20 protein-coding genes are annotated in these 24,167 nt (G+C 60.3%); 5 read left to right on the top strand and 15 right to left on the bottom strand.

Annotation, left to right across the window (positions count from 1 at the left end):
- Positions 1 to 79: 79 nt before the first annotated feature.
- The 6 genes from ACZ51H_RS16870 to ACZ51H_RS16845 all read right to left on the bottom strand — a co-directional run bounded on the left by ACZ51H_RS16870 (position 80) and on the right by ACZ51H_RS16845 (position 7,476).
- The gene (locus ACZ51H_RS16870; protein ID WP_460989021.1) at positions 80 to 1,084 is read right to left on the bottom strand and encodes a zinc-binding alcohol dehydrogenase family protein; all 1,005 of its coding nucleotides are present in this window, start codon (positions 1,082 to 1,084) and stop codon (positions 80 to 82) included.
- 79 nt (positions 1,085 to 1,163) lie between these two features.
- Complete coding sequence (locus ACZ51H_RS16865; protein WP_464803177.1) at positions 1,164 to 2,348, bottom strand: acetyl-CoA C-acyltransferase; 1,185 nt, start codon at positions 2,346 to 2,348, stop codon at positions 1,164 to 1,166.
- A 79-nt stretch (positions 2,349 to 2,427) separates the two neighbouring features.
- Positions 2,428 to 2,880 carry a MaoC family dehydratase gene (locus tag ACZ51H_RS16860; RefSeq protein ID WP_464803176.1) on the bottom strand — a complete coding sequence of 151 codons (453 nt, stop codon included), beginning with the start codon at positions 2,878 to 2,880 and terminating at the stop codon, positions 2,428 to 2,430.
- Entirely contained in the window at positions 2,880 to 4,721 is a 1,842-nt protein-coding gene (locus ACZ51H_RS16855; protein ID WP_464803175.1) for an acetyl/propionyl/methylcrotonyl-CoA carboxylase subunit alpha, read from the bottom strand. Before ACZ51H_RS16855 ends, ACZ51H_RS16860 begins: the two co-directional genes overlap by 1 nt.
- A 5-nt stretch (positions 4,722 to 4,726) precedes the next feature.
- Positions 4,727 to 6,328, bottom strand: coding sequence for a carboxyl transferase domain-containing protein (locus ACZ51H_RS16850; RefSeq protein ID WP_464803174.1), 1,602 nt, complete (start codon positions 6,326 to 6,328; stop codon positions 4,727 to 4,729).
- Positions 6,325 to 7,476, bottom strand: coding sequence for an acyl-CoA dehydrogenase family protein (locus tag ACZ51H_RS16845; RefSeq protein WP_464803173.1), 1,152 nt, complete (start codon positions 7,474 to 7,476; stop codon positions 6,325 to 6,327). Before ACZ51H_RS16845 ends, ACZ51H_RS16850 begins: the two co-directional genes overlap by 4 nt.
- A gap of 89 nt (positions 7,477 to 7,565) precedes the next feature.
- On the opposite strand from ACZ51H_RS16845, the gene ACZ51H_RS16840 reads away from it, so the two are divergent.
- Positions 7,566 to 8,435, top strand: a complete 870-nt coding sequence (locus ACZ51H_RS16840) for a LysR family transcriptional regulator (RefSeq protein ID WP_460989015.1) — start codon at positions 7,566 to 7,568, stop codon at positions 8,433 to 8,435.
- A 4-nt stretch (positions 8,436 to 8,439) separates the two neighbouring features.
- Here the strand turns inward: ACZ51H_RS16840 and ACZ51H_RS16835 are convergent, their stop codons facing one another.
- Positions 8,440 to 9,369: a ThuA domain-containing protein gene (locus ACZ51H_RS16835; RefSeq protein ID WP_464803172.1), complete on the bottom strand. Its 930-nt coding sequence runs from the start codon at positions 9,367 to 9,369 to the stop codon at positions 8,440 to 8,442.
- Between the two features lie 270 nt (positions 9,370 to 9,639).
- On the opposite strand from ACZ51H_RS16835, the gene ACZ51H_RS16830 reads away from it, so the two are divergent.
- Positions 9,640 to 9,924: a hypothetical protein gene (locus ACZ51H_RS16830; RefSeq protein ID WP_464803171.1), complete on the top strand. Its 285-nt coding sequence runs from the start codon at positions 9,640 to 9,642 to the stop codon at positions 9,922 to 9,924.
- Between the two features lie 86 nt (positions 9,925 to 10,010).
- Here the strand turns inward: ACZ51H_RS16830 and ACZ51H_RS16825 are convergent, their stop codons facing one another.
- The 4 genes from ACZ51H_RS16825 to ACZ51H_RS16810 form a co-directional block, all read right to left on the bottom strand.
- Entirely contained in the window at positions 10,011 to 10,703 is a 693-nt protein-coding gene (locus tag ACZ51H_RS16825; protein WP_464803170.1) for a TetR/AcrR family transcriptional regulator, read from the bottom strand.
- 210 nt (positions 10,704 to 10,913) lie between these two features.
- Entirely contained in the window at positions 10,914 to 12,269 is a 1,356-nt protein-coding gene (locus ACZ51H_RS16820; RefSeq protein WP_464803169.1) for a hypothetical protein, read from the bottom strand.
- 24 nt (positions 12,270 to 12,293) lie between these two features.
- Positions 12,294 to 12,701: a VOC family protein gene (locus tag ACZ51H_RS16815; RefSeq protein WP_464780132.1), complete on the bottom strand. Its 408-nt coding sequence runs from the start codon at positions 12,699 to 12,701 to the stop codon at positions 12,294 to 12,296.
- A 39-nt stretch (positions 12,702 to 12,740) separates the two neighbouring features.
- Positions 12,741 to 14,723, bottom strand: a complete 1,983-nt coding sequence (locus ACZ51H_RS16810; protein ID WP_464803168.1) for a flavin-containing monooxygenase — start codon at positions 14,721 to 14,723, stop codon at positions 12,741 to 12,743.
- A gap of 566 nt (positions 14,724 to 15,289) precedes the next feature.
- On the opposite strand from ACZ51H_RS16810, the gene ACZ51H_RS16805 reads away from it, so the two are divergent.
- Together ACZ51H_RS16805 and ACZ51H_RS16800 are read left to right on the top strand one after the other, a co-directional pair.
- On the top strand, positions 15,290 to 16,066 hold the full coding sequence (locus ACZ51H_RS16805; RefSeq protein ID WP_460989010.1) for an SDR family NAD(P)-dependent oxidoreductase: 777 nt from the start codon (positions 15,290 to 15,292) through the stop codon (positions 16,064 to 16,066).
- 384 nt (positions 16,067 to 16,450) lie between these two features.
- Positions 16,451 to 18,058: a DUF5597 domain-containing protein gene (locus tag ACZ51H_RS16800; RefSeq protein ID WP_464803167.1), complete on the top strand. Its 1,608-nt coding sequence runs from the start codon at positions 16,451 to 16,453 to the stop codon at positions 18,056 to 18,058.
- An 83-nt stretch (positions 18,059 to 18,141) separates the two neighbouring features.
- On the opposite strand, the gene ACZ51H_RS16795 is transcribed toward ACZ51H_RS16800, so the two are convergent.
- Together ACZ51H_RS16795 and ACZ51H_RS16790 are read right to left on the bottom strand one after the other, a co-directional pair.
- Positions 18,142 to 18,948, bottom strand: a complete 807-nt coding sequence (locus ACZ51H_RS16795; RefSeq protein WP_464803166.1) for a Coq4 family protein — start codon at positions 18,946 to 18,948, stop codon at positions 18,142 to 18,144.
- Between the two features lies 1 nt (position 18,949).
- Complete coding sequence (locus tag ACZ51H_RS16790; protein ID WP_464803165.1) at positions 18,950 to 20,773, bottom strand: acyclic terpene utilization AtuA family protein; 1,824 nt, start codon at positions 20,771 to 20,773, stop codon at positions 18,950 to 18,952.
- Positions 20,774 to 20,853: 80 nt separating this feature from the next.
- Here ACZ51H_RS16790 and ACZ51H_RS16785 point away from each other — a divergent pair, with 80 nt between their 5' ends.
- Positions 20,854 to 21,540 (top strand): Crp/Fnr family transcriptional regulator, encoded by a 687-nt coding sequence (locus ACZ51H_RS16785; RefSeq protein ID WP_464803164.1) that lies wholly within the window; start codon positions 20,854 to 20,856, stop codon positions 21,538 to 21,540.
- 2 nt (positions 21,541 to 21,542) lie between these two features.
- Here ACZ51H_RS16785 and ACZ51H_RS16780 read toward each other — a convergent pair whose 3' ends face one another.
- Complete coding sequence (locus tag ACZ51H_RS16780) at positions 21,543 to 22,859, bottom strand: NAD(P)/FAD-dependent oxidoreductase (RefSeq protein WP_464803163.1); 1,317 nt, start codon at positions 22,857 to 22,859, stop codon at positions 21,543 to 21,545.
- Positions 22,860 to 22,861: 2 nt separating this feature from the next.
- On the bottom strand, positions 22,862 to 24,067 hold the full coding sequence (locus ACZ51H_RS16775; protein WP_464803162.1) for an MFS transporter: 1,206 nt from the start codon (positions 24,065 to 24,067) through the stop codon (positions 22,862 to 22,864).
- Between the last annotated feature and the right edge of the window lie 100 nt (positions 24,068 to 24,167).

Below are 24,167 nucleotides of genomic sequence, written 5' to 3'. Positions count from 1 at the left end.
ATCGTCTTGCGTCTCTGCATATCTTGGGAGGGGAAGGTCAAGGCTGCGGCAGCATGGCTGAAGCAGCCCGTGAAAAAACCTACGCCCGCAGAACGACCTTCCCGATGGATGCGCCCGTTTCGACCAGCTCATGCGCGGCCTTAAGGGTGGCGGCACTCATCAATCCTAGATCGCGCGTCATCGTCCCCTGCAAAACCCCTTCATCCACCAGCCGCGCAATCTCGGACAATATGCGATGCTGTTCGATCATGTCCGGGGTTTCGTAGATGGAGCGCGTGAAAACACCCTCCCACGCGACCGTGATCGACTTTTGCCGGAGGGCCACGATGTCGAAACTCTTTACGTCGTCGATAACCGCCAGGCTTCCTTGAGGCGCGATGATGCGGGCATAGGCTGGCAGATGCTGTTCGCTCCCAGCCAGACTTGCCACGAAGTTGACCGCCTTGACGCCGATCGCGGCTAGCCCTTCGTTCAAGGGCTTTCGGTGGTCGATCACATCATGCGCGCCCATCTGCTTCACCCAGGCGATGGTTTCCGGGCGCGAAGCGGTAGCGATCACGCGCAGCTTGGTCAGCTGCCGCGCGAACTGCACCAGCATCGATCCGACGCCGCCAGCGCCGTTGACGATCAGGATCGCCTGTCCTTCACCCCCGCCCCGCGGCACGCGCAGACGATCGAACAACAGCTCCCATGCCGTAAGCCCGGTCAGCGGGAGCGCGGCCGCCTGCGCGAAATCGAAGGAACGCGGCTTTGGACCGACAATCCGCTCATCGACGACGTGCAGTTCCGAATTGGTCCCCGGCCGCTTGATGGTGCCAGCATAGAAGACTTCGTCACCCGGCGCGAAAAGCGTGACGTCAGCGCCGACGGCTTCCACCACGCCCGCCGCGTCATAGCCCAGAACCATCGGCTCCTCAGCGGGCTTGGCGCCGCCGCGCACTTTCGTGTCGACCGGATTGACGGACACAGCACGCACACGAACGAGCAGATCGCGAGGGCCAGGCGACGGATCGGCGACCTCAATGTCGATCAGCGAGTCCTCCCGCTCCAGCGGGCCGCCCTCTTTGAATCCCACCGCCTTCATCCAGCGCCTGCCTCTCGATAGTTGATCTCAGGACGAGAGGCTTATTGTTGCCGCGCTGAAAAGGGAAGGCGCCAATGCGTCAGGCGAGCTCAAACGCCATAGCTGTCGCTTCGCCACCGCCGATGCACAGGCTTGCCACGCCGCGCTTGAGACCGCGCTCCTCCAGCGCGCCCAGCAGAGTAGCAATGATCCGCGCGCCCGAAGCCCCGATCGGATGCCCCAGCGCAGTCGCACCGCCATTAACGTTCAACTTGTCGGCGGGGATGCCAAGATCCTTGGCCGCGATCATCGCAACAACGGCGAAGGCTTCGTTCACCTCAAACAGATCAACGTCGGCCACGGACCAGCCCGCCTTGTCCAGCAGCTTGCGCATCGCCGGAACGGGTGCGGTCGTAAAGCGGGCCGGTTCATGGGCGTGTGCGGCGCTGGCCACTACCGTGGCTATTACCGGCAAACCCATACGCTCCGCCACACTGCGCCGTGTCATCACCAGTGCCGCGGCCCCGTCGGAAATGGACGAACTATTCGCCGCCGTGATGGTGCCATCGGCAACGAAAACGGGCCTTAGCGAGGGGATCTTGTCCGGACGGGCCTTACCCGGCTGCTCGTCGGTATCCACCAACGTATCGCCGCCACGCCCGGGCACTGTCACTGCTGCGATCTCGCGCTGGAAAGCGCCGCTCGCGATGGCCGCCTGCGCCCGTTCCAAGGATCGGATCGCATAGCCGTCCTGCTCCGCGCGCGTGAACTGATAATCACGCACCGCCTCCTCGGCAAAGACACCCATCGCCTTGCCGGGTTGATAGGCGTCCTCCAGCCCGTCCATCATCATCGTATCGATGATCCGATCGTGACCGATACGTGCGCCGGACCGGTGCTTGGGCAGCGCATAGGGCGCGTTCGTCATGCTTTCCATGCCACCCGCCACAATCAGGTCGGCCGCGCCTGCCTGCAGCGCCTCCTGCGCCATGATGGCGGCCTGCATGCCCGAACCACACATCTTGTTCACGGTGGTCGCCTGCGTGTTGAGGCCAAGGCCCGCGCCCAACGCCGCCTGCCGCGCGGGCGCCTGCCCCAAGCCCGCTGGCAGGACGCAGCCCATGTAGATACGGTCGATCGCATCCACAGGCGCACCCGCGCGCTCGACCGCCGCCTTGACCGCAGCCGCGCCCAGATCGGTCGCCTTTAAAGGGGAGAATATCCCCTGGAACCCACCCATGGGCGTGCGGGCATAACCGGCGATGACAACAGGATCATTCTGCATGACAACTTCCTTCAAAAGCCAGCTAGGGTTGGCACAACGCCGCTACTGCCGATAAAATCATATAGGTGCGCGCCTATGATCATGCACCGCCGCCCTTGATCAACGTCATGCGCAAACACTGGCATACCAGCTCATACCGCTGGTTCAGCAGCCGGTGCGAAAAGGTGACGACGCCCGAGCCCGGCCGGGATTTGCTCGGCCGCAACTCCATGACCTCGGTCTCGGCGCGCAAAGTGTCGCCCAGGAATACGGGCTTGGGCATGACGAGCTTGTCATAGCCCAGATTGGCGATCAGCGTCCCCAGCGTCGTGTCGCCCACGGACAGTCCGATCATCAATGCAAAGGTGAAGGTACCGTTGACCAGTATCTGGCCAAATTCGCTCGCCTTGGCCGCTTCGACATCCAGATGCAGCGGCTGCGGATTATGCGTCATCGTCGAAAAAAGCAGGTTATCGGTTTCCGTAACCGTCCGCCGGATTTCGTGAACAAGGGTCTGCCCCACTTCCCATTGTTCGAAAAACTTCCCGGCCATCAACCTTCCTCCGCTTTTGCTATTTTGACGAGCAGCGTGCCTTCACTCACCTGTCCGCCTTCAACGCCGTGCAGTTCGACGACTTCCCCATCGAACGGCGCGACAAGGCCATGTTCCATCTTCATGGCCTCCAACGTCAACAGCTTCTGCCCCTTCGTCACCTTGTCTCCCGCCGCGACGGACACGGAAATGATCCGCCCCGGCATTGGCGAGAGGATCGCGCCATCGGACGCCTCACCGCCTCCCAGCCCGCCAGTTCGCCAAGGCGTCAGCTGCCAACTCTGGCCGCCCTCCGCGACGATCACGCTACGTCCAGTCCTGGCCCCGCTCGAAACCGCCAGCGCAACCTTCACCGGCGCTCCATCCAGCAGGAACCAGCCGTCGCGCCGCGCCTCCGCATTCAGGCGAAAGCCAGCCATCGGCCCCGGCGCCGCGAGCTTGAACGCCGCATCTTCCAAAGCCGCCGTTGAGGGCAAGGCAGACGGCAACAGCGCCTCCCCCTCACGCCCGATCAGTCCGGTATCTACCCGGCCGTCAGCGAAATCGGGATGTTGGAGCGCCTTCGCCAGAAAGCCAGCATTGGTCTTGAGCGGCCATATGACCGTCTCCTCCAGCGTTTGCGACAAGCCCAGCCGCGCGGCGTCGCGATCTGGACCCCACGCGATCAGCTTCGCGATCATCGGATCGTAGAAGGACGATATCTCCGCCCCCTGCTCCACCCCGGTATCGACACGATAACATGGTCCGACATCGAAACGGTCCAGCCTGCCGATCGAAGGCAGGAAGCCCTTCGCGGGGTCTTCAGCATAAAGGCGCGCTTCCATCGCCCAGCCGCTGATCGACAGTTCATCCTGCGCCTTGGGCAAAGGCTCGCCCGACGCCACCCGCAATTGCCATTCGACCAGATCCTGCCCGGTAACCTCCTCCGTCACCGGATGCTCGACCTGAAGGCGGGTGTTCATTTCCATGAACCAGATGCGATCCGCCCGCAGCCCTTCGGAGCCGTCCGCAATGAACTCGATCGTCCCGGCGCCCACATAGTCGACCGCCTTGGCCGCGCGCACGGCCGCCTGACAAATCGCCTCCCGCGTCTGTTCATCCATGCCCGGCGCGGGCGCTTCCTCGATCACCTTCTGGTGCCGCCGCTGGAGCGAGCAGTCGCGTTCGAACAGGTGGACCACATTGCCGTGACTGTCGCCGAATACCTGCACCTCGATATGGCGCGGGTTCGTTACCCATTTTTCCAGCAGCACCTGATCATTGCCAAAGGAAGACGCCGCCTCGCGCTGGCAGGACATTAGCGCATCGGCAAAGTCCGCCGCGCTATCGACCTTGCGCATTCCCTTGCCGCCACCGCCAGCGACCGCCTTGATCAACACGGGATAGCCGATAGCGTCCGCCTCGGCTTTCAGCCTGTCGGGACTCTGATCCTCCCCCAGATAGCCGGGCGTCGTCGGCACGCCCGCCTCGCTCATCAGCTTCTTCGCCGCATCCTTGAGGCCCATCGCCGTGATGCTCGCGGGATTGGGTCCGACCCAGATCAACCCAGCGTCGATCACAGCCTGCGCGAACTCAGCATTCTCCGACAGGAAGCCATAGCCGGGGTGAATAGCCTGCGCACCCGTCTGTCGAGCCGCATCAATGATGCGCGCCCCCAGCAGATAGCTTTCGCGCACCGGCGACGCGCCGATATGCACCGCCTCGTCAGCAGAACGGACGTGCAGCGCATCGGCATCCGCGTCCGAATAGACTGCGACGGTACGAATACCGAGCCGCCGCGCGGTGCGGATGATCCGGCATGCGATCTCGCCACGGTTGGCGATGAGAAGGGACTGGATCATCGTCATCACATCCGGAAAATGCCGAACGACGGGCGCTCAGCAATAGGAGCGTTCAGCGTCGCCGCAAAGGCCAGGCCCAGCACATCACGCGTCTGGGCTGGATCGATGACGCCATCATCCCACAACCGGGCGGTTGCGTGATAGGGATTGCCCTCATCCTCATATTTCTGGCGGATCGGCGCCTTGAAGGCTTCCGCCTCCTCCGCCGTCCATTTTTCCGCATCCCGATGCACAGTCGCCAGCACGCTCGCTGCCTGCTCGCCACCCATCACGGAAATGCGGCTATTAGGCCAAGTGAAAAGGAAGCGGGGACTATAGGCCCTACCGCACATGCCATAATTACCCGCGCCAAAGCTTCCGCCGATCAGCAGGGTGATTTTCGGCACGCTCGCGGTCGCAACCGCCGTCACCAGCTTCGCGCCATTTTTGGCGATACCCTCGGCCTCATATTTGCCCCCGACCATGAAGCCGGAGATATTTTGCAGGAACAGCAGCGGTATCCGCCGCTGGCACGCCAATTCTATGAAATGCGCGCCTTTGACCGCGCTCTCGCTGAACAGCACGCCATTATTGGCTAGGATGGCGACCGGCATGCCCCATATATAAGCGAAGCCGCACACCAGCGTCGTCCCGTACAGCGCCTTGAACTCATGAAATTCGCTGCCATCCACGATGCGCGCGATGACCTCCCGTACATCATAGGGCGCGCGGACATCCTGCGGCACGATGCCATAGAGTTCCTGCGCATCATATTTCGGCAGCACCGGCTCGCGCATGTTAACGTCGATCGCGGGTGCGGGCTGAAGCGTCGATATGATGTCCCGGACGATGCTTAGCGCATGCTCGTCATTCTCCGCGACATGATCCACCACGCCGGACTTGCGGCCATGCAGGTCGCCGCCGCCCAGATCCTCGGCGCTGATGACCTCTCCCGTCGCCGCTTGCACCAGCGGCGGCCCGGCAAGGAAGATCGTCCCCTGATTGCGCACGATCACCGTCTCGTCCGACATTGCGGGCACATAGGCCCCACCCGCCGTACAACTGCCCATGACGCAGGCGATCTGGGGAATGCCTCGCGCCGACATCTGCGCCTGATTGTAGAAGATGCGCCCAAAATGCTCCCGGTCGGGAAATACTTCGGCCTGATTGGGGAGGTTCGCACCGCCGCTATCTACCAGATAAATGCAGGGCAGCCTGTTTTCGAGCGCGATTTCCTGCGCGCGCAAATGCTTCTTCACCGTCAGAGGATAGTAAGTGCCGCCCTTCACCGTCGCATCGTTGCAGACGATCATCACCTGCCGTCCCTCAACGCGACCGATACCCGTTATCAGGCCAGCGCCCGGCACCTCGCCATGATACATGTCATTGGCCGCGAGTTGCCCGATCTCCAGAAAAGGACTGCCGGGGTCCAGCAACCGCTCCACCCGTTCGCGGGGCAACAGCTTGCCGCGCCCGACATGCTTGTCCCGCGCCTTGGCCGGTCCACCGACTGCCGCAGCGGCAACCTTCGCCCGCAGCTCCTCCACCAACGCCAGATTATGGGCAGCATTGGTGCGAAACCCATCCGCCTGCGATGACAGCTTCGTGTCGAGCGCTGGCCCGCTCATGCGCCGATAAGCTCCCGGCCGATCAGCATGCGGCGAATCTCATTCGTCCCAGCCCCGATATCCAGCAGCTTGGCGTCGCGCATATAGCGTTCGACCGGCCAATCCTTCGTATAGCCCGCACCACCTAGCGCCTGCACCGCCTCCAGCGATACCCGCACCGCATTCTCGCTCGCCAGCAATATGGCACCCGCTGCGTCGAACCGCGTCGTCCTGCCCGCGTCACAGGCCCGCGCCACTGCATAGACATAAGCACGCGCCGAATTCAGCGCGACATACATGTCGGCCACCTTCGCCTGCATCAACTGGAATGCGCCGATCGGCTTGCCGAACTGGTGGCGCTCCCGAACATAGGGCACCACCGTGTCGAGGCATGCCTGCATGATCCCAAGCTGGATACCCGCCAGCACAGTGCGCTCATAATCCAGACCCGACATAAGCACGCCAGCGCCGCCGTTCAGCGGACCCATGATATTCTCTTCCGGAACTTCGCAATCCTCGAACACCAGTTCGGCGGTTGGTGAACCACGCATGCCGACCTTGTCGATCTTCTGGCCGATGGAAAAGCCCTTGAAGCCCTTTTCGATCAGGAAGGTCGTTATCCCCTTCGATCCCTCTCCCGTCCTGGCATAGACAACCAGCGTATCGGCATAGGTCGCATTGGTGATCCAATATTTGGTGCCATTCAGGATATAGCGGTCGCCCTTCTTTTCCGCCTTCAGCTTCATCGAAATGACATCGGACCCAGCTCCCGCCTCCGACATGGCCAGGCTGCCGACATGCTCGCCGGATATCAGCTTGGGCAGATAGCGCGCTTTCTGCTCCGCATTGCCCCAGCGGCGGATTTGATTGACGCACAGGTTGGAATGCGCGCCATAGCTCAGCCCGATGGAGGCAGAGGCCCGCGCCACCTCCTCCTGCGCGACCACATGCTCCAGATAGCCGAGGCCAAGGCCACCGTCCTCCTCCGCGACGGTAATACCGTGCAGGCCGAGCGCGCCCATCGCGGGCCACAGTTCGTCGCGCGGGAACCAATCCTCCGCATCGATCCGCACGGCCAGTGGCGCGATCAAATCCGTCGCAAAGCGGTGGGTCGTTTCCCGGATCATCTGAGCATTGTCACCCAGAGCGAAATCGAAATCGGGCGTCATGGCCTCTCCTGAATATCTTGCGCCCTTTTATCATGCCCTCGGACGGCTGGAAAATTGACCAGACACTAATGATATCATAGATACGGTCTATGATTGAACGCTACCTCATCCACTATTTTCTGGCAGTGGTGGATCACGGCAACTTCTCCCGCGCGGCCCAACAATGCGGCGTGTCGCAACCCACCTTGTCCGTGGGCATCGCCAAGCTGGAAGCGCAGATCGGGCACGTCCTGTTCCATCGCACCAATCGCCGCGTGGAACTGACTCCAGCAGGCAGCCGGTTTGCCGCTCATGCCCGCCGCATAGAAGCAGAGTTCGCCCGCGCCCAGCAGGCAATGGCGGAAAATGACAGCAGCAAGCTCATTCGCCTCGGCATAATATCGACATTGCCGTCCCATTGGATCGAACAAGCCACTCGGCACGCCTGTGAGGCGAAAGGCGAAAGGCTGGAAATCGTCGAAGGACGCATGCGGGAATTGCTGCCGCGCCTTGAACGTGGCCGGATCGATGCCGTCATTGGCGTGCTGGACAATGATGCGCGCGCCCGAGAAACCCTGTTCGAGGAAGGCTACGCCCTCGCCCTGTCGGGCAGGCATCCACTGGCCGATCGAGAAAGGCTGGACGCGGATGAGGTCGCAGGCATGGACATGATCGTCCGCCGCAATTGCGAAGCGCTTGCCGCAGTCAGCCGCTTCTTCACACAGCGCGGCGTCCGCCCCTTCTTCACCGCCCGCACGGTTAGCGACGACCGCGCGATCGCCTTCCTCCGCGCCGGGCTCGGCATCACCGTCATGCCCCGTTGTTTCCTGCAACCCGGCATAGCGATGCCCGCGCTTTCCGGTTTCGACCAACGTCGCAAGATCGGGATATTGATCGACCCGGCAAGCAGTGGACGGGTTGAAGCGAGCGAAACCCTGCGCCGTTTTTCTTCCGAATTGCGACGTCTACACGCCGCCTGACCCCTTATTTCGAAAGCTCGCCACCCACACAGCGCGGTCCTTCCAGCCCCGCCGCCCAGGCGATAGCTCCGCCGATCATCTTGCGATGTAGCGGCTCGCCATAGGTGGACGCGGCATGACCCAGCGCGGAATAGAATGCGCGTCCATCGCCCACGCAATGAGTCCACACCATCGGATGGTCGGCGCCCATACGGATATCCTTGGGCTTGGTGAAGGGGAGCAGCTTTTCAAACGGGCTGTAGCTTTTCTCGTCGATGGTGACGAGGATGCGGTAGCCCTTGTCCCGAGGATTTGACGCGAAGGAATACCATTCGTCCGTCCGTCGCCAGACCTTGGGCAAATCGCGGGTCGCGGGATGATCGCGATCCTCGACATTCAGGTTCGCCGCCTGAAATTGCGGGTCCATGATATGGCCGATAAACTGCGCGCCGATCAAATCATCGACATACCAGCGCCACGCATATTGCGGATCGCCACCCGCGCCATGCAAACCAACGAAGCCGCCGCCCTTTTCCAGCCACGCGCGAAAGGCGCTGCGTTGCTCCGGCGTCAGCACGTCACCGCTGACGCTGTTCCACACCACCGCCTTGAACCGGGCGAGCTGCGCCGGATTGAATATCGCGGCATTTTCCGTCGTGTAGCTGCTCCAGCCACGCGCCTTTGCAATCTCCTCCAACGCGCGATTTGCGGCGACGATCGACTCATCATCGCGAAAGCCATTCGTCTTTGAAAAGATGAGGATGGTATTGCCCGACAGCTTGGCGGGCAGCTGCGGCGGGGTCTTATCATAGCCCGCGCCAATGCCGAAGACGAGGCGGCCCGCATTACCCGGCCCCACCGCCATCGTGAACATGACCGCCAACGCGATCACCGCAAGGACGATGAAGGCCACCAGCCATTTGAGGACGCGCATCGCCATGCTCTTACCGCTCACCATCAACTTCCCTCCCGCCTTTTAATATCAACGCCGAGCGTCTTGAAACATGCTCTGGCCAATCAGCCGCACCGCCGCGACATCGATCAGGCCGACATATATCCGCGCCGCCCGCTCGAATTTTGGGTAAGATATGTTCCCATCCATTCCTGCGGCATGGTTGTTCAGCAGCGAGCAAGGCATAGCCGTATATCCCCAACGAAGTAAACATATGCGTTGCATTTTTACAAAGGTGCATTACCCCCAAGTGGCTTACAAACGGAGAGTATAATGAAGAACTGGATGATCGCCGCCGCCTTGATTGCCATGTCGCCTATACCTGCCTTGGCGCAGACGGCCTATTCCTCCTCTACGACGGAAATCGGCACCCTGCTCGATGATCCCGCAGCCAAGGCAGTGCTGGCAAAGCATATTCCCGAAATGACAACCAGCGATCAGGTCGACATGGCCCGCGCGATGACCCTCAAGGATATTCAGCAATATTCGCCTGATGCGATCACGGACAAGGTTCTCGCCGACATTGACGCAGACTTGGCGAAGCTCCCAAAGAAATAAGACGGAAAATGCTACTGGCCGGGGTTATCACTCCCGGCCAGTTTATTATCATCCAGTTCTGAACCGCTCCCGCTTTGGGTGGACGATTACCAGCTGTCCCGCCCGCGTAACAGGACATCGACGGCATCGTCAGCGAAACTCGCTGCTTCTTCCAGGCTCAAAACCCGTATCGTTTCCTCCGTCCGGCGCCATCCCTGGATCATGCTCAGCAATTGCCGGGCGACGCGCTGTGGATTTTCGGCAGGAACCGGGTCGTTCTTCGTTCCCTCGGTAATTTCGTCGGTCAGGAACTGAAGTTCGTAACAATATCCGATCTTGTAAAAGGTTTCGGCGATTTCGGGAAACCGCGAAGCTGTTGCCAGGATCAGTCGATCGAACTGCTGAATTTCCGGGTTTCCCAATGAAGCCATCGCAGTCCGGACATGATGTTTCAGGCGTTCGGAAAATTCCTGCGGAAGATCGACATTATTGGCGCTTGCTTCATTCGACCATCTACGCACACGGTCTTCCACAACCGCTTTCATGAGCGCTTCCTTGGTCGAATGGCGCGCATATAGGGTTCTTTTGGAAACCCCTGCCCCCTGCGCTACCGCCTCCATGGTCGTCGCCTCATATCCGACCGACAAGAACAGATCCCGCGCCGCGCTCAAGATCGCCTCATCGATCTGGCCCGCCTTTTTATTAGGCGGCCGACCAGTTCGGCGATTGGGCGTCAGCCGATCTTCGGCCTTTGCCCCAGCGGAATCCTCCTTTTCTGTCGTCTTTCCCGTAAGCGGCATGTTCCACCCAAAGCTTAAACTCTATGCCCCTTATGTCCTTTCCAGCCATCATCACAAGTAAACTCTCCACGCTGCACCGAGATCAAAGCCCGGTGCAGTCGGCGCCGACCACCGTGGCTCTTGTGCCATCGGTCGATCGGCATCCTCCATGCCCGCCCAGATACAGCAGCTTTCAGGCTCGGGCCTCCAGACAGATCAAGGTCGATGCAGTCAGCGACCTTGACCGGACAAAGTCTTGGCGGATTGGAGCGGCGCAACGATCTGGCGGCATGCATCTCCAGGAGTGATGTCTTCGCACCATTCGCGGAGAATATTGTCGACCCAGATTATCGCGGGCAGCAGTCCACTATCCCTCAATGCCTGATCCGAACGGTTCTGCATGGATGCCCAAACATCTGCCGGAACCTGATCAAGGACACCGGCGATTATGTCCAGGATCGTGCAGATCGCTGTTGAATAGAGCGAGGCCTTATATTGCAGGCGTAGTTCGACGGGATCCAACAGGACTCCGGACTTTTCCTCCAGTTCAGCCGTGAAGGTCCGAAAGACCAGGTCGACCAGTTCCCGGTATCTTTCCGGCTCCGGCATCATCATCATGCCGCTCAACGCCTGCGCGATGCTCATTTGGCCCGCGCCTCCCCAATCGAGCAACCCAACCTTAAGCTCTCCCGATGGTTCGCGCCAGTACCAAGCGTTATCCACGTTCAGATTTGGATGGCAAAGGCCAGTATAATCGCGGTCCTCGTGCAGGTAAGCAATAACCGCGTCCTTATGCTCCAGCCCGAACAGCACATCCTCTCGCCAACGTGCCATGAAGTCTGGATCGGACACCTCATCTATGAATAGATGTGGCGCGGTACGTGTGACGAATTTCTCGAGCATTGCGATCTTGGCAGTGGCATCCGGTATCGGGTCGAAGTCGCGCGCGGCTTCTCCAAAGGGAAATATTTTCTCGATGTCCGACCCGAGCGCGCCGCGTTTTTGCGCCGCCACCAAATGTGCCAACGATCGTGCGAGCAGCACATAATGATCCTCGACATTACTGATCTCGTGATCATATCCTTTGCGGTGAGCCAGCTCGATCGGCGCCACGCCGAAGGCAATACGCTCTGTAATCAGGATATAATTGGTCGTGCTGCCAGAATAGTCACCGAAATAATATTTCGCCGTCGTGACCGGAAGATCAACTTCACGCGCAAGGCGCTGCATGTCGATCTCGCCGCTACCCAGGCGGATCAGGCCAAATTTATGATCGGCATCCGCCGGTGGAAACTTGGCGAACAGTTCGGTGTGCAATCCTTCTTCGTCCCGCGCATAGGCTACGGTAAGAAGCGCTCGCTCGGACGCTCCCGGAACACTGATCGGATTCAGCGCGACTATTGCCGTGACTTCATTGTCGGCGGACATGACCCCCGAAGCCCGGAAGGCCTCTGTCAGAAACGCCGCACCGAATTCCGCCAGCATTTCTGGAGAGATGGGGAATGCAAGACCATAATGATCGCCCGGCGCAACCGTCCGGTGCAATTGGTCGAACAGCTTGCGATCAGGCAGCGATCTACGGTGCATCAGCATATTTCCCTGCATAACCACTCAGCCGTGCCGCTGACTGATCTGAAGGAGATGCCCTTCAAGATCCTTCACAAAAGCGTGACGCCCCACGTCAGGAATCGATCGATCTTCCAACACGGTTCCGCCAGCCTTCTCGATGCGCTGCAAGCAAGCGTCGAAATCTCCGCTCGCAAAGCCGATGATCGATTCATTGCGAGCAGGTTGCGTGTCGTCGGGAAAGCTCGCCAGAATGAACAGCGGGCCGCCCTTGTAAGTCGGCTGGTAGACGATTTCCACAACCGCCCGACCAGCGATATTCGCTTCCATTCGGTTCATTTCGACGAGCCCGAACACGGATTTATAGAAGGCGTCAGACTTTTCTATGTCGTGAACGATCAACTTCGTGAACATGAAGTCGATATCTTGCTCCGCACCGAAAGGAAGTTCCATTACATCTCTCCTTGTTTGATTGTCCGCCACTGTCCCTGATCAGATGGTCAGCATTTCCATTTCGCGCGGTGCGGGTTTAACGGCATCACCGGCGCGCGTGACGTTGAAGTCTTCTTCGCGGGGCGAGCGCAGGACATGCCAGATGCGCGAGTTGTGGCGCGGGATGGCGAGGATGACCTTCTTCTGCCCGTCGGCGCCCTTGTCGCGATAATAGCCATGGGCGCTGCCGCACTGGACCCAGGCGGTCTTGGCCAGGTTCGCATCGACATCGTTGATGAACGCCTGCGTCGCCTCTGGCGAGACATCGAAGGACGACAGATGATCGTCCACCATCCATTGCAGCAGTTCGACGATATAATGGACCTGCTGCTCGCTCACCACCGCATGGTTGGCGACCAGATAGCTGTAGGGCGCGCCCATGAAGACGAAGTTGGGGAAGCCGGTGATCAGCATGCCTTCATAGGAGAAGGGATGCGGGTCGAACGCGTCCGTCAAAGTTTCGCCACCGGCGCCGCGGATGTCGAACTGCCGCCCGAAATGCAGATTATAGCCGGTCGACAGCAGCAGCACGTCGCATTCGATCCGCGTGCCATCGGCCAGGATCACCGCGTCCTGCTCGGCCTCGGCCAATTCGCCGCGCACGATCGACACATTGGGCTTTTTGAGCGTGTCGTAAAAACCGCAATCCAGGATCGGCCGTTTCGCGAACACCGGGAAGTTGGGTGTCAGCAATTCCACCATTTCCGGATCGTCCGGGAAATGACTCTTCAGATAGCCTTCGCACATCATCCGCATGCCGTCGTTGATCGGACCAAAGCCGCCCGTCTTCGCGGCATAGTCCTCATCCTTCATGATCATGCCGTGCATGTCGCGCATCTGGCTGTGTAGGCTTTGCAGCCGCTTCCACTGCGCGACGAAGGGCACATATTCCATCGCCCAGCGCTCGAGTTCCGCCACCGGCGCATGCGCCTGCGGATTGGGGATGATATGTTCCGGCTGGCGCTGCACGATCACCAGTTCGCCAACCTTGTCGGCAATGGCCGTCGCCACCTGTACGCCCGAACAGCCCGTGCCGACCAGGACGACCTTCTTGCCCGTCAGATCGACCGAATGGTCCCAGGCGGCCGAATGAATGACCGGCCCCTTGAAGCTGTCGAGATTCTTCACCTTGGGATAATTGGGATTGTTGTTGGGTCCCACCGCCATGATGAGGACGTTGCACTCATGGCTTTCCGGCTTGCCGTTCCGGACCGCCTTCACCGTCCAGATCTTGCGCTTCTCATCCCATTCCGCACCCTCGACCCAGGTGCCGAACCGGATCCGGTCGCGAAGGCCATATTTGTCGGTGACGCGATCCAGATAGGACAGGAATTCCTGGCCGCGCGGGTAGAATTGCGTCCACGAAGCATTGGGCTCGAAGGAGAAGGAATAGATGCGGCTCGGCGTGTCGACCGCCGCGCCCGGATAAGTGTTGGTCAGCCAGTTGCCGCCAACCGTGTCCATCGCCTCCAGCACGGTGAAGTCAAATCCCGCCTGCTGCAATTTGATGGCCGCGTTGATGCCCATCATGCCCGCGCCCACAACCAGCACCTTGAAATCGGCGGGCGGGACATCGGCCGCCTTGCGAATGCGCGTGTCGGTGGTGAACCCGGCATGCTGGAACGCGACATCCACCGACATTTCGGGAAGGTCCTGACCCAGCAGCAAACGGCTCATCCGCTTGAACATCGGCCGGTCCAGCTGCGGCATGACCGGAGGCTTCCCGGCCTTTACCGCCACGCGCAGGCGATCCCGGATCTCGGCGACCACGGCCGGATCGATGGACGGCCGTTCTTCATGCGCATGGATATCGACGAACGTCTCGACCAGATCTTCCTGGCGGCCGTCGATTGCGTCCCAATAGTGGTTCAGCAGCGTCCGATTGCCGGTCATCTGGATCAACGCCATCAGCGCCATGGTGGGGTCCAGCGCATCGATCGCGGCATCGACCCTGGCATTCATGTCCAGCACCCGTTCGTGCATCCCGTTTCTCCTCTTATGTGTCCGCTTTCGGACTCGATGAGAATATATTACACATTAGTGTGTAATTGATCAAGCGACATTCGCCGACAACGGCCAAATGTGATGCCGCGCCGCCCTACTGGTCTGCTCCGTCATTTCGGCTCCAGTCATTTGGCGATCAGCCCAGGATCATCCGCCGCTGAAGCTCACCGAGGACTCCGTCTCGCCATTCATTGGGGGCGTTGCGCCAAAATAGCGATGCCGCACCCAAGCTGGTGCCAGCAAAAGCTCCATCCCCATTTTCCGTGTCGGATCAATTGGTGAGCCCATATGGTAACTTCACGTTAGACATGCGGGCGCCGTCGATGAAATGCCAATTCAATCTGTGAAAAATTTTCGACATTGGCAGTGTTTCCGATGGAGCTTGTCGGCAACGTTAGTTGCGAACAACTACCCATCTCTCATTATGGACTCACCGGCATATGGAACCATCCGCTGTCGGACGGACCGCTGCGAATTAGCAACGTCCGTCTCGCCAGCTTTTTAGACAAATAGGGTTCGTCGCTCGGTTAAAGGAATTCTCTCGCATGTCACTCGCCCCCGCCATTGCCTCCCCTTCCTCTCCCGTCATCATCACCGGTGGCGCATCAGGCATAGGCCTTGCGTCCGCTCATGCGCTGGCCGTCATTGGCCGCCCTGTTGCTCTGTGGGACATCGACGGCGACAAGGCGTCGGCAGCGGCCCGCGCCATCGTGGCGGAACATGGCACGGCGTCCACGGGCATTGCGATTGATCTGCGTGAACTTGGTGGCATCGAAGCTGCCTTGGCGGCGACGCGGAAAGCGATCGGCAGGCCGGGCGGACTGGTCCATGCTGCTGGCGTTGTTGATACCGCATCGCTGGACGGGCTGACGGCGGAAAGCTGGGACAGCGGGATCGCGATTCATCTCCGTTCCCTCGCTTTCATCGTTCAGGCGCTCCATCAGGATTTGGCGGCGCAGCCGGGCTCCGCAATCGTGGCGATAGCTTCCATCAACGCAACTCTCGGCAATGCCATGAACCCGATCTATAGCGCGGCGAAAGGCGGAATATTGTCGCTCGTAAGATCACTGGCCGATCGGCTGGCCCAAGATGGCGTCCGCATCAATTCGGTATCACCGGGCCAGATCATGACGCCCATGATGCGTCCCGCAGTCGAAGCCCTGCCCCATGGACATTTCGAAAAGCGCATCCTGCTCAATCGTCTTGGCGATCCAGAGGAAGTGGCGCGGGTTGTACGCTTCCTTTTGTCCGATGAGGCAAGCTATATCACCGCGTCGGAAATTGTCGTCGATGGCGGCAACATCTCCTCCCAAAGGGGATGAGCATACGGACCGCGGTTTCCTTCCCGATCGCGGCGCATTCTTCCCGAATGCCACGTCCATTCCCCACCACCCATTGCCCAGACCCTGCGGCAATATGCTCCGCGCATCATAGCCCTCTGCAACGGCGGTCAGGCCGGTAGAGGGATGATCATTCTATCGGGTAGCCAGAACGAGGACATTTGACCCGCGTTCATAAATGAAACGTAGTTGTTTACATTGTCGACCTCGCACACTAAAACCGCCCCCAATGATGTAGCTTACAGGGCTGCGCTCGCCATGCCGACGACCGGACAAGGCCTGTCACGCCTGGCCCAGTGGCAAGTAGCAAGGCCTACGAATGGTCTTGCCTGAAACGGGCCTAATGAAAGTCGACGAGGAGATCACGTGCGCCACCCCTTCCGTTATCTGACGCTCATGCTTTGCGGCGTTACGCTCGCTGGACAGGCTACCGCTGGTGAAATACCGCGCCTGCGCACGGAAAATGGCCGCCATGCGCTGATGGTTGACGGCAAGCCCTATCTGATGCTGGGCGCGCAAGTTCATAATTCCAGCAATTATCCTTCGGTACTCCCGCAGGTGTGGCCGGTGATGCAGGCGTTGAGCGCCAACACGATCGAGATTCCGGTCGCCTGGGAACAGTTCGAACCGACCGAAGGCAAATTCGATTATAGCTGGGTCGATACGCTGCTGACCCAGGCCCGCCAGAACGACATGCGCGTCGTGCTGCTATGGTTTGGCAGCTGGAAGAATGGAGAATCGACCTACACGCCGGAATGGGTGAAGAGCGATACCAAGCGCTTCCCCCGCCTGATGCGCCGCGATGGCCGCCCGACAATGACCTTGTCACCGCTGGGCGAAGAAACACTCAAGGCGGATCGCAAGGCCTTCACGGCACTGATGCGGCACTTGCGTGAAGCAGACGCCAAGCACACGGTGATCATGGTCCAGGTCGAAAATGAGATCGGCAGCCATGGGGTCGCGCGTGACTATTCGGCCGCAGCAGAGCAACTGTTCGCGCAGCCAGTGCCTGAAGATGTCCGCGTCGCGTCCGGCAAGCCTGCGGGTACTTGGGCGGAAGCCTTCGGCAAGGAGGCGGATCAGGCATTTGCGGCATGGACCTATGCGCGCTTCGTCCAGCAGGTTGCCGTCGCGGGCAAGGCCGAGAAGAACCTTCCCCTCTATACGAACGCAGCAGTGTTCGACGCCACGGGGACGGCCATGGCGGCTCAGGTTGCGAGCGGAGGCCCCAATTGGAATGTGTTGCCCATATGGAAAACCGTTGCGCCCGCGCTAGACCTCATAGGTCCTGATCTCTATCTGCCCTTGGAGAAGACCTATCTAGGCCTGCTGGATCGTTATACCCGCCCTGACAATGCACTATTCGTTCCGGAAACGAGCAACGCGACTTGGGCAGCGCGCTACTTCTGGTCGGCACTAGGTCGTGGAGCTATTGGCTATGCGCCGTTCGGCATGGATGCGACCAGCTATTCAAACTATCCGCTGGGTGCACGAAAGTTAGACGCAGCCACGATCGAAGCCTTTGCCGCGCCCTATCGCCTGTTCCGTCCAATCGCGAGCGACTGGGCGGCGATCGCCAGCAAAAGCTCCACTTGGGGCACTGCGAAGAATAGCGCGGGCGAAGACTCCACCACTATGGGCAGCTGGAAGATTTCGGTGACCTACGGTCACAACAACTTCGACGTGCCCGCCTGGCCAGGCATGGAACCGCCGCCCTGGGCCAAGGAACCGGTCGGCGGAGGGGTCGTTGCTCAGTTGGCTCCCAACGAATTTTTGGTCGCGGGACAATATAGCCGGTTCCAGTTCACGCCCACGGATTCGGCTGTCAACGGGCAGGTCCTCAGCGCGGAAGAAGGGACGTTCGTGAACGGCCAGTGGGAAGCACGGCGGCGCTGGAACGGCGACCAGATTTCCTACGGCTTCAATTTCAACGAACAGCCTGCGCTCCTTCGCATAAAATTATCCACCTATTGAGGTTCAAGCTTGGGGGCGGCACGCCCGCCCCCTCAACGCTGATCGCCGGGCGGAACAGGCTGCTGATCGATAATCCCGTGATTTCATTGCCACTGCATTGACGCTTCCGCAGTATCAGCGATTTGCACGCCGTTAATCCCCAACTTCCTGCGGGCTTGATCGGGCGTCAACGCCAATACATCCTCGTAGCGCATCATGTAGATCGGATCGGATTCGCGGCCAACCTTGGCACCCCGTTCCACAGCATTTTGAACCACCAGCCAGGTTTGCGGATAATGGAGAACCGCGCGTGTAATGATGCGCGTCGAACCGAGAATGGAGAAGACCGAAAGCTCGCCCGCCAACTCCGGACTCATGTGCATGAACAAATTGGTGAGCCGCATATAATAAGGCACCAGCTCTCCGATGAAATCGAAGCCCCCACCGCCCAATATATGTTCGAAATCATGCGTCTGCCCGGCGCGTAGCTGGAAATATTCGAAATCATTGCGTGGGGTAAATGGCGGCACGATATCGACCTGAAGGTCATTGCCCGTCAGTTGCGCGTAGAAGATGCCGCCTACCGTGTCCGGCTCATAATGTTTGAGGTCATCCCGCCCAAAGGTTGAGACGAAGCCTTCACGGAACCATGCGTCGAGGGCCGGATTCTTCTGCCGCTCCGCCGCGAACAGGGCGTTGATATGGTCGATGTCCTGCACCTCGCGCAGGATCTGGACGAGCTGGATAGAATCCGAAGGGGTCGGCACATCAGGTCCATTGCGTCGGAGCAAGTGTGTCGCCACCCAATCCCGGACGCGCGCATCATTCAGGTAGCGAGAGGAGCTGATGAGCACGCTGCTGTCGGTTTCCACCGATCTGATGCCTTTCATCAAATAGGAATAGTCGGCCATCTCAACGAACTCCTCTGAATGGGTCAGACCCGGCGATCCTGGCCGCCAGATCGGGAGGAACGGGAATGGGAAAGCGCATAAGCATTTGCGCCATTCCCTTTGCGGCCGGATCGAGCCGGGTGCTGGCATTGATGCCCCCTGCCAGAGCATCATGAACCACGAAATTGAGCGCATGCAGCCCCGGCGCGTAATAGCGATCGACGTGTGGAAGCTTATTTCCCGGCGCAAGATGACGATACCAATCCGCGACCGCCTCTGGCGTCAGCGCCAGGCGTAACCATGGCAAATATTCCGGCTCGCGCGCGATGACAGCTACGTTGAACAAATGCCCCTTGTCGCCACTGCGCGCCCATGCGAGGCGGATCAGGTCCACGGCAACCGCGCCGGGGGGTGCATCAGGAACTGGCTGCGACGCTTGAGGCAGGATCGAGACAGGCTCGCCCTCGGGTATGGACACAGGCCATGTCTCACCACGAACAGTCACCTGCGGCACGATCCCCTTCTTGTCGACGAGGAACAGGAATATCTCGGTCTTGGGCAGTACGCTGGTCGCAAGGTTGATGGTGGTGCCGACCGCCATGCCGCTGATACCTGCCCATTGTTCGCGGGCAAATATATCTGCTCCACGGCGATCGGGGTGATCCACGACCATCTTGCAGATGACTTCCCGCGCCTCACGGCCGCCACCATGAGGTCCGAAGCTGGCTCCTTCACCGATGATGACCGTGTCGGTATCCGTGAAATCGGCCAGATTATGAGCACGCAGCAGCGCCCTGCCGCGCGCATATAGTGCCTCTGCCTGCCGCATGGCCTTTTCTGCGGCGTCCTCGCCAAGGATTGGCTGGTACGCGACGGCCCGCCATCCGCCGTCCGACGTGATGCACACCTTGTAGCTGTCGGTCGGCGGGCGCCCCTTCGCGCCAGTCACCTTCACCCGATCCTTGCCCTGCTGCTCCAGCTTCACACCGCTGAAGTCGCAGCGGACATCGGCCACGATATAGTCCGCTGGATCGCTTACCTCATAAAGCAGCTGTTCGGCGACGGTGCCGATGGACACCAGACCGCCCGTGCCCTCCGGCTTGGTAATGATTATCGTCCCGTCCGCATGACATTCGCCAACCGGGAAACCGATATTCGCCCAATCCGGAACCTCGCGCCAATCGGTGAAGGTGCCTCCGGTGACCTGCGCTCCACACTCCAGCAAATGACCCGCCAGCGTCCCGGCCGCCAACAGGTCGAAATCCCCTGCCCCCCAACCGAATTCGTGGATCAGTGGTCCCAGCACTATGGCACTGTCCACGACGCGTCCGGTGACGACGATGTCCGCTCCCTTGTCCAGCGCCGCCGCGATGGGAAAGGCACCGAGATAGGCGTTGGCGCTGATGATGTTTTCCGGGAAGGCAGCACCAGTAAACATGTCGCGATGCCCGGCGGCCCTCAACTGCTCCACCCTTGCGCGCAGATCGTCGCCCTCGACATAGGCAACGGTAAGGGAAAGACCTTCCTCATCGATCATGCGCTCCAGCGCGGCGGCCAGCCCCGCCGGATTGACGCCACCTGCGTTGGCGACCACCTTCACGCCCTGAGCCGCGATCTGGCGCAGATGCGGTCCGACATGGACGGTCAGGAAATCCGTGCCAAATCCGGCAGTCGGATCGGCGGCCTGCATCCGGCCGAAAATGCCCATCGAACCTTCGGCCAGATAATCGAAGAAGAGATAGTCAAGCCGCCCGCCATCCAGCAACTGCGGTACTGACAATGCGGTATCGGAAAAGGATGCGGTCGCCCCGCCTATCCTGACGATCTTATCTGACGCGGCGGTCATGGCATCCTCTCCATCATTTTCTGTCTGGAAGAATATAGGATCGGGTAGCGAATGAATGTCACAAAGGTTACACTTGGACCATGAAAAAGAGCGAGCATGCATCTGCACTCCGCCTGTTACGCGGCACGGACTGGCTGCGGGAGTATCCTGCGGCGTTGGCCGAGGAGCTTCTGGCCCACGGTCGCATCATTCATCTGGACACCGGCCAATGGGCGCAGGCGCAAGGGGATGACCGAAGCGGCCTTTTCGTTGTGATCGACGGACTGTTTCATTCCTTCTGCACAGCGCCGGGGGACAGGCAGGTGATGATCGGCCCATCCGGCCCCGGATCGGTACTGGGCCATGCGACACGGTTCAGCGGCGGTCCTCGGCTGGTGACCGCTATATCGGTCGAACCAAGCATGTTGCTGGAAATCAGTGAGAGTGCGTTGGAGCGAATTGCCGAGAAGCGCCCCGAAATCTGGCGGGCTATTGCTGACTTTGCCTACACCAATATGCGCCGGACCCTGCATATGCTTGCGGAGCTGATGGCGCTCCCGCCCAGACAACGCATAGCCTCTCGCCTGCTGGCATCGGCAATCCCTTCGGACGACGGACTCGTCGCCCGGCTGAGCCAGCAGGCTCTGGGGGAGATGATCGGCGTCACGCGCAAGACGATTAACCTGCATCTCGCTGCGTTTGAGCGGGCGGGGCTGATCCGGCTAGGTTATGGCCGTATCGAACTGACCGACGCTGATGGGTTACGCCGCGTGGCGGCAGCGGACTGACGCTACAGAACACCCCAGCGTTGTCCCATCCGGGCGGCTGGCAGCAGAAGATGCCGGATCAGCACCTCATATTTCCGGTTGAACGAGACAGGTTCCGGCTTTTCCAACGGGAAGGGTAAGGCGTGCATGGCATCGCGTGCCAGCGCGTCCGCCATGATCTTGCCCATCAATGGTGCCATGACATTGCCCCATGCATTGAAATACATGAGGCCAAAAACATTGTTCGCCAATTCGAACACGCCCGGAAATTGCGCCTTTCGCATCGCGACGCGGCCGGTCCAATAATCCTCCATCTCAATTCCCATGCCGCGAGCTTCCGGCCAGACCCGGTGCAACCATCGCAATTGGGATCGGAAATGCCATGCCGCATCATGGGCACCGCCGACCCGGGGAATGGACGAGAGGATCAATCGGTTGTGGCGATCGCGGACCATCGGATTAAGATCGACCGGCGCCTGCGCGAACGTGCCCCCGCCGGGCAGGATGATATCCAGTGCTTCGGGCGGCAGAGGCTTTGTCGTCAATGCATAGGCGGTCAGGGGATAGAAGGCTTTACGAAACGCCGGTTCAATGGCCGCCGGATAGGCTGCGGTGCAGAAAATCACACGATCGGCCAACACGCTGCCGCTCCGGGTCCGCACCCGCCACCGGCCTTGCACCGGTTCAAGTGACAGAGCTTCGCTGTCGCCATGAATTTGTGCGCCGAGCCGGGCCGCCGTTGCGATCATGCCGTTGGTGAACAGATAGGGGTTCACCCGCCCGCCATCTTCAAAGATCACGCCAAAGGGATAGGCGTTTGATCCGGTTCGCGCCTTCATTTCCGCGCTGGACGCAACCGTCAGGCGCTGAAGTCCGCTCGTCTCCAGATAGGAAAAGGTCCGGACGAAGGCGTCAAAGGCCCTCCGTGTCTTCATACCATTGATATAGCCCGACCGAACCGCGTCGCAGTCGATCCCAAATCGAGCGGAAAGATCGAAGGGGATGGTGTGATGCTCGCGGAATAGTTCCAGGAACCGCTTACCCCCTTCTGGAAAGCGCTCGACGACCTTCACGTCGCGCAGGATCGGTAGCACATGACCGGCATTACGCCCGGAGGCGCCCCAGCCGGGCTGTCGTGCCTCCAGCACGGCCACGCCGATCCCCGCCTCCGCCAGATGAAGCGCCAGAGACGCACCCGCCAGCCCGGCGCCGATCACCACGACATCAGTCGAAACATCATCCAACAGGCTCGGCCATGCTCTCGCCAGCCCCTGTGGTCTTGTCCAGCCGCTGCTCGCTACAGGCACTTCCCCCCGTTCATAGGCTTCGTTGTTCGACATGATCATATTTCCAGACAGAGGGTGGATTCATCGCGCGCAGGTCTTGCACGGCAGAAGGTCGAGGCGCAGGCAGCGAGCAGACAGAGCGCCGCGATGACGAGTATCGGCCGGGAATATCCGCCGGTCGCTTCATAGGCCCAGCCCACGACCGCCGGTGCCAGCGCGGCGAGAAAGCCATTCGCCGTGAAAACGATGCCCAGCATCGCGGCATAGGCCCGCTGCCCGATGATCTCGCTCAGCAACATCGAACCGGCCTGCGCGGGTAATCCTGCAACGCCGCCCCAGCACAGGATGAACAGCAGAATAGCACCATAGCCGTGCCCGACGCCGAGCAGCGCCAATGTGCCCACGCTTTGAATTAGCAGGATCAGCGGCAGGAGAATGCGCCCGCTCACCCGATCGGATAGGTAACCGCCGATCATCAGGCCGGGCAGGCTCATGAAATTGGCAATGCCGAAAAGGGTGACGGCATCGCTGCCCGAAAATCCGGCCTTGCGCAGATAGGCGATGAGATTGAACAATATGGCGTTCATTCCGAACTGGCTGATTGTCAGGACCAGGGTCAATATCCAGAAGGCGGGCAGTCTCAGGCCCTGTTCTACCGTGAGGCCCGACGCCTGATGCTTATGAAGCTGATCACCGTTGATCCTGCGGGGAAGGCGGCACAAGAGCGGCAGGCCGATCAGGGCGACGACTGATCCGAAAATCCAGAAAGCCTGCCGCCATCCCGCAGCGTCGATCAGCCAACGGCTGGCGATTGGCATGGTGGAACTGGCAAGAGCACTGGCCCCAATGAACAGCGCCACCGCCAATCCCCTTCGCCGGTGAAAGCATTGCGAAATCACGGCGATGCCCGGCACGATCGTCGCGACGCCCGTGCCGATGCCCGACAGTGCCATTGCCGCCATGAATTCGGCCAGAGACCCGACGAACCCGGCCGCCACCCAGCCGCACAGGGCAATGCTCACACCGACGAGAAACAGCCCCCTCACCCCCAAACGCCGCATGAGCGCGCCGACGCTCAGATTGCCGATGCTCATGCCAAGCAGCAGCATGACCGGCCCGCCACCCATTGACGCTTCGCTCCAGCCAAAATGTGCCTGCATCACCGAGACATAGACGCTGAGCGACGTCAGCATGCCCCCGATCAGCAGAAAGCCGATCGTCGAGAGGATGAGCAGCAGTCCCCACGGCTCATCTGGGGACATCGCCTCTCCTTCCGACACCGCATTCTGCCCGGTCGCCTGCATATATAATCTCTCATGTTCCATGAAATGGGACTTGAACCGGACAGCCGCGGCCCGATAA

Source organism: Sphingobium sp. TomMM15, assembly GCF_055397045.1.
Note: the sequence above shows the minus strand (reverse complement) of the source record. Positions and strands in the feature narration are given on the sequence as shown.

Bases quoted from the DNA above. Each gene is read 5' to 3' on its own strand.
- ACZ51H_RS16855 (WP_464803175.1), bottom strand. From the start codon at position 4,721: ATGATCCAGTCCCTTCTCATCGCCAACCGTGGCGAGATCGCATGCCGG.
- ACZ51H_RS16830 (WP_464803171.1), top strand. From the start codon at position 9,640: ATGAAGAACTGGATGATCGCCGCCGCCTTGATTGCCATGTCGCCTATA.
- ACZ51H_RS16815 (WP_464780132.1), bottom strand. From the start codon at position 12,701: ATGGAACTTCCTTTCGGTGCGGAGCAAGATATCGACTTCATGTTCACG.
- ACZ51H_RS16860 (WP_464803176.1), bottom strand. From the start codon at position 2,880: ATGGCCGGGAAGTTTTTCGAACAATGGGAAGTGGGGCAGACCCTTGTT.
- ACZ51H_RS16845 (WP_464803173.1), bottom strand. From the start codon at position 7,476: ATGACGCCCGATTTCGATTTCGCTCTGGGTGACAATGCTCAGATGATC.
- ACZ51H_RS16840 (WP_460989015.1), top strand. From the start codon at position 7,566: ATGATTGAACGCTACCTCATCCACTATTTTCTGGCAGTGGTGGATCAC.
- ACZ51H_RS16785 (WP_464803164.1), top strand. From the start codon at position 20,854: ATGAAAAAGAGCGAGCATGCATCTGCACTCCGCCTGTTACGCGGCACG.
- ACZ51H_RS16820 (WP_464803169.1), bottom strand. From the start codon at position 12,269: ATGCACCGTAGATCGCTGCCTGATCGCAAGCTGTTCGACCAATTGCAC.
- ACZ51H_RS16865 (WP_464803177.1), bottom strand. From the start codon at position 2,348: ATGCAGAATGATCCTGTTGTCATCGCCGGTTATGCCCGCACGCCCATG.
- ACZ51H_RS16780 (WP_464803163.1), bottom strand. From the start codon at position 22,859: ATGTCGAACAACGAAGCCTATGAACGGGGGGAAGTGCCTGTAGCGAGC.
- ACZ51H_RS16775 (WP_464803162.1), bottom strand. From the start codon at position 24,067: ATGTCCCCAGATGAGCCGTGGGGACTGCTGCTCATCCTCTCGACGATC.
- ACZ51H_RS16825 (WP_464803170.1), bottom strand. From the start codon at position 10,703: ATGCCGCTTACGGGAAAGACGACAGAAAAGGAGGATTCCGCTGGGGCA.
- ACZ51H_RS16850 (WP_464803174.1), bottom strand. From the start codon at position 6,328: ATGAGCGGGCCAGCGCTCGACACGAAGCTGTCATCGCAGGCGGATGGG.
- ACZ51H_RS16790 (WP_464803165.1), bottom strand. From the start codon at position 20,773: ATGACCGCCGCGTCAGATAAGATCGTCAGGATAGGCGGGGCGACCGCA.
- ACZ51H_RS16810 (WP_464803168.1), bottom strand. From the start codon at position 14,723: ATGCACGAACGGGTGCTGGACATGAATGCCAGGGTCGATGCCGCGATC.
- ACZ51H_RS16870 (WP_460989021.1), bottom strand. From the start codon at position 1,084: ATGAAGGCGGTGGGATTCAAAGAGGGCGGCCCGCTGGAGCGGGAGGAC.
- ACZ51H_RS16805 (WP_460989010.1), top strand. From the start codon at position 15,290: ATGTCACTCGCCCCCGCCATTGCCTCCCCTTCCTCTCCCGTCATCATC.
- ACZ51H_RS16795 (WP_464803166.1), bottom strand. From the start codon at position 18,948: ATGGCCGACTATTCCTATTTGATGAAAGGCATCAGATCGGTGGAAACC.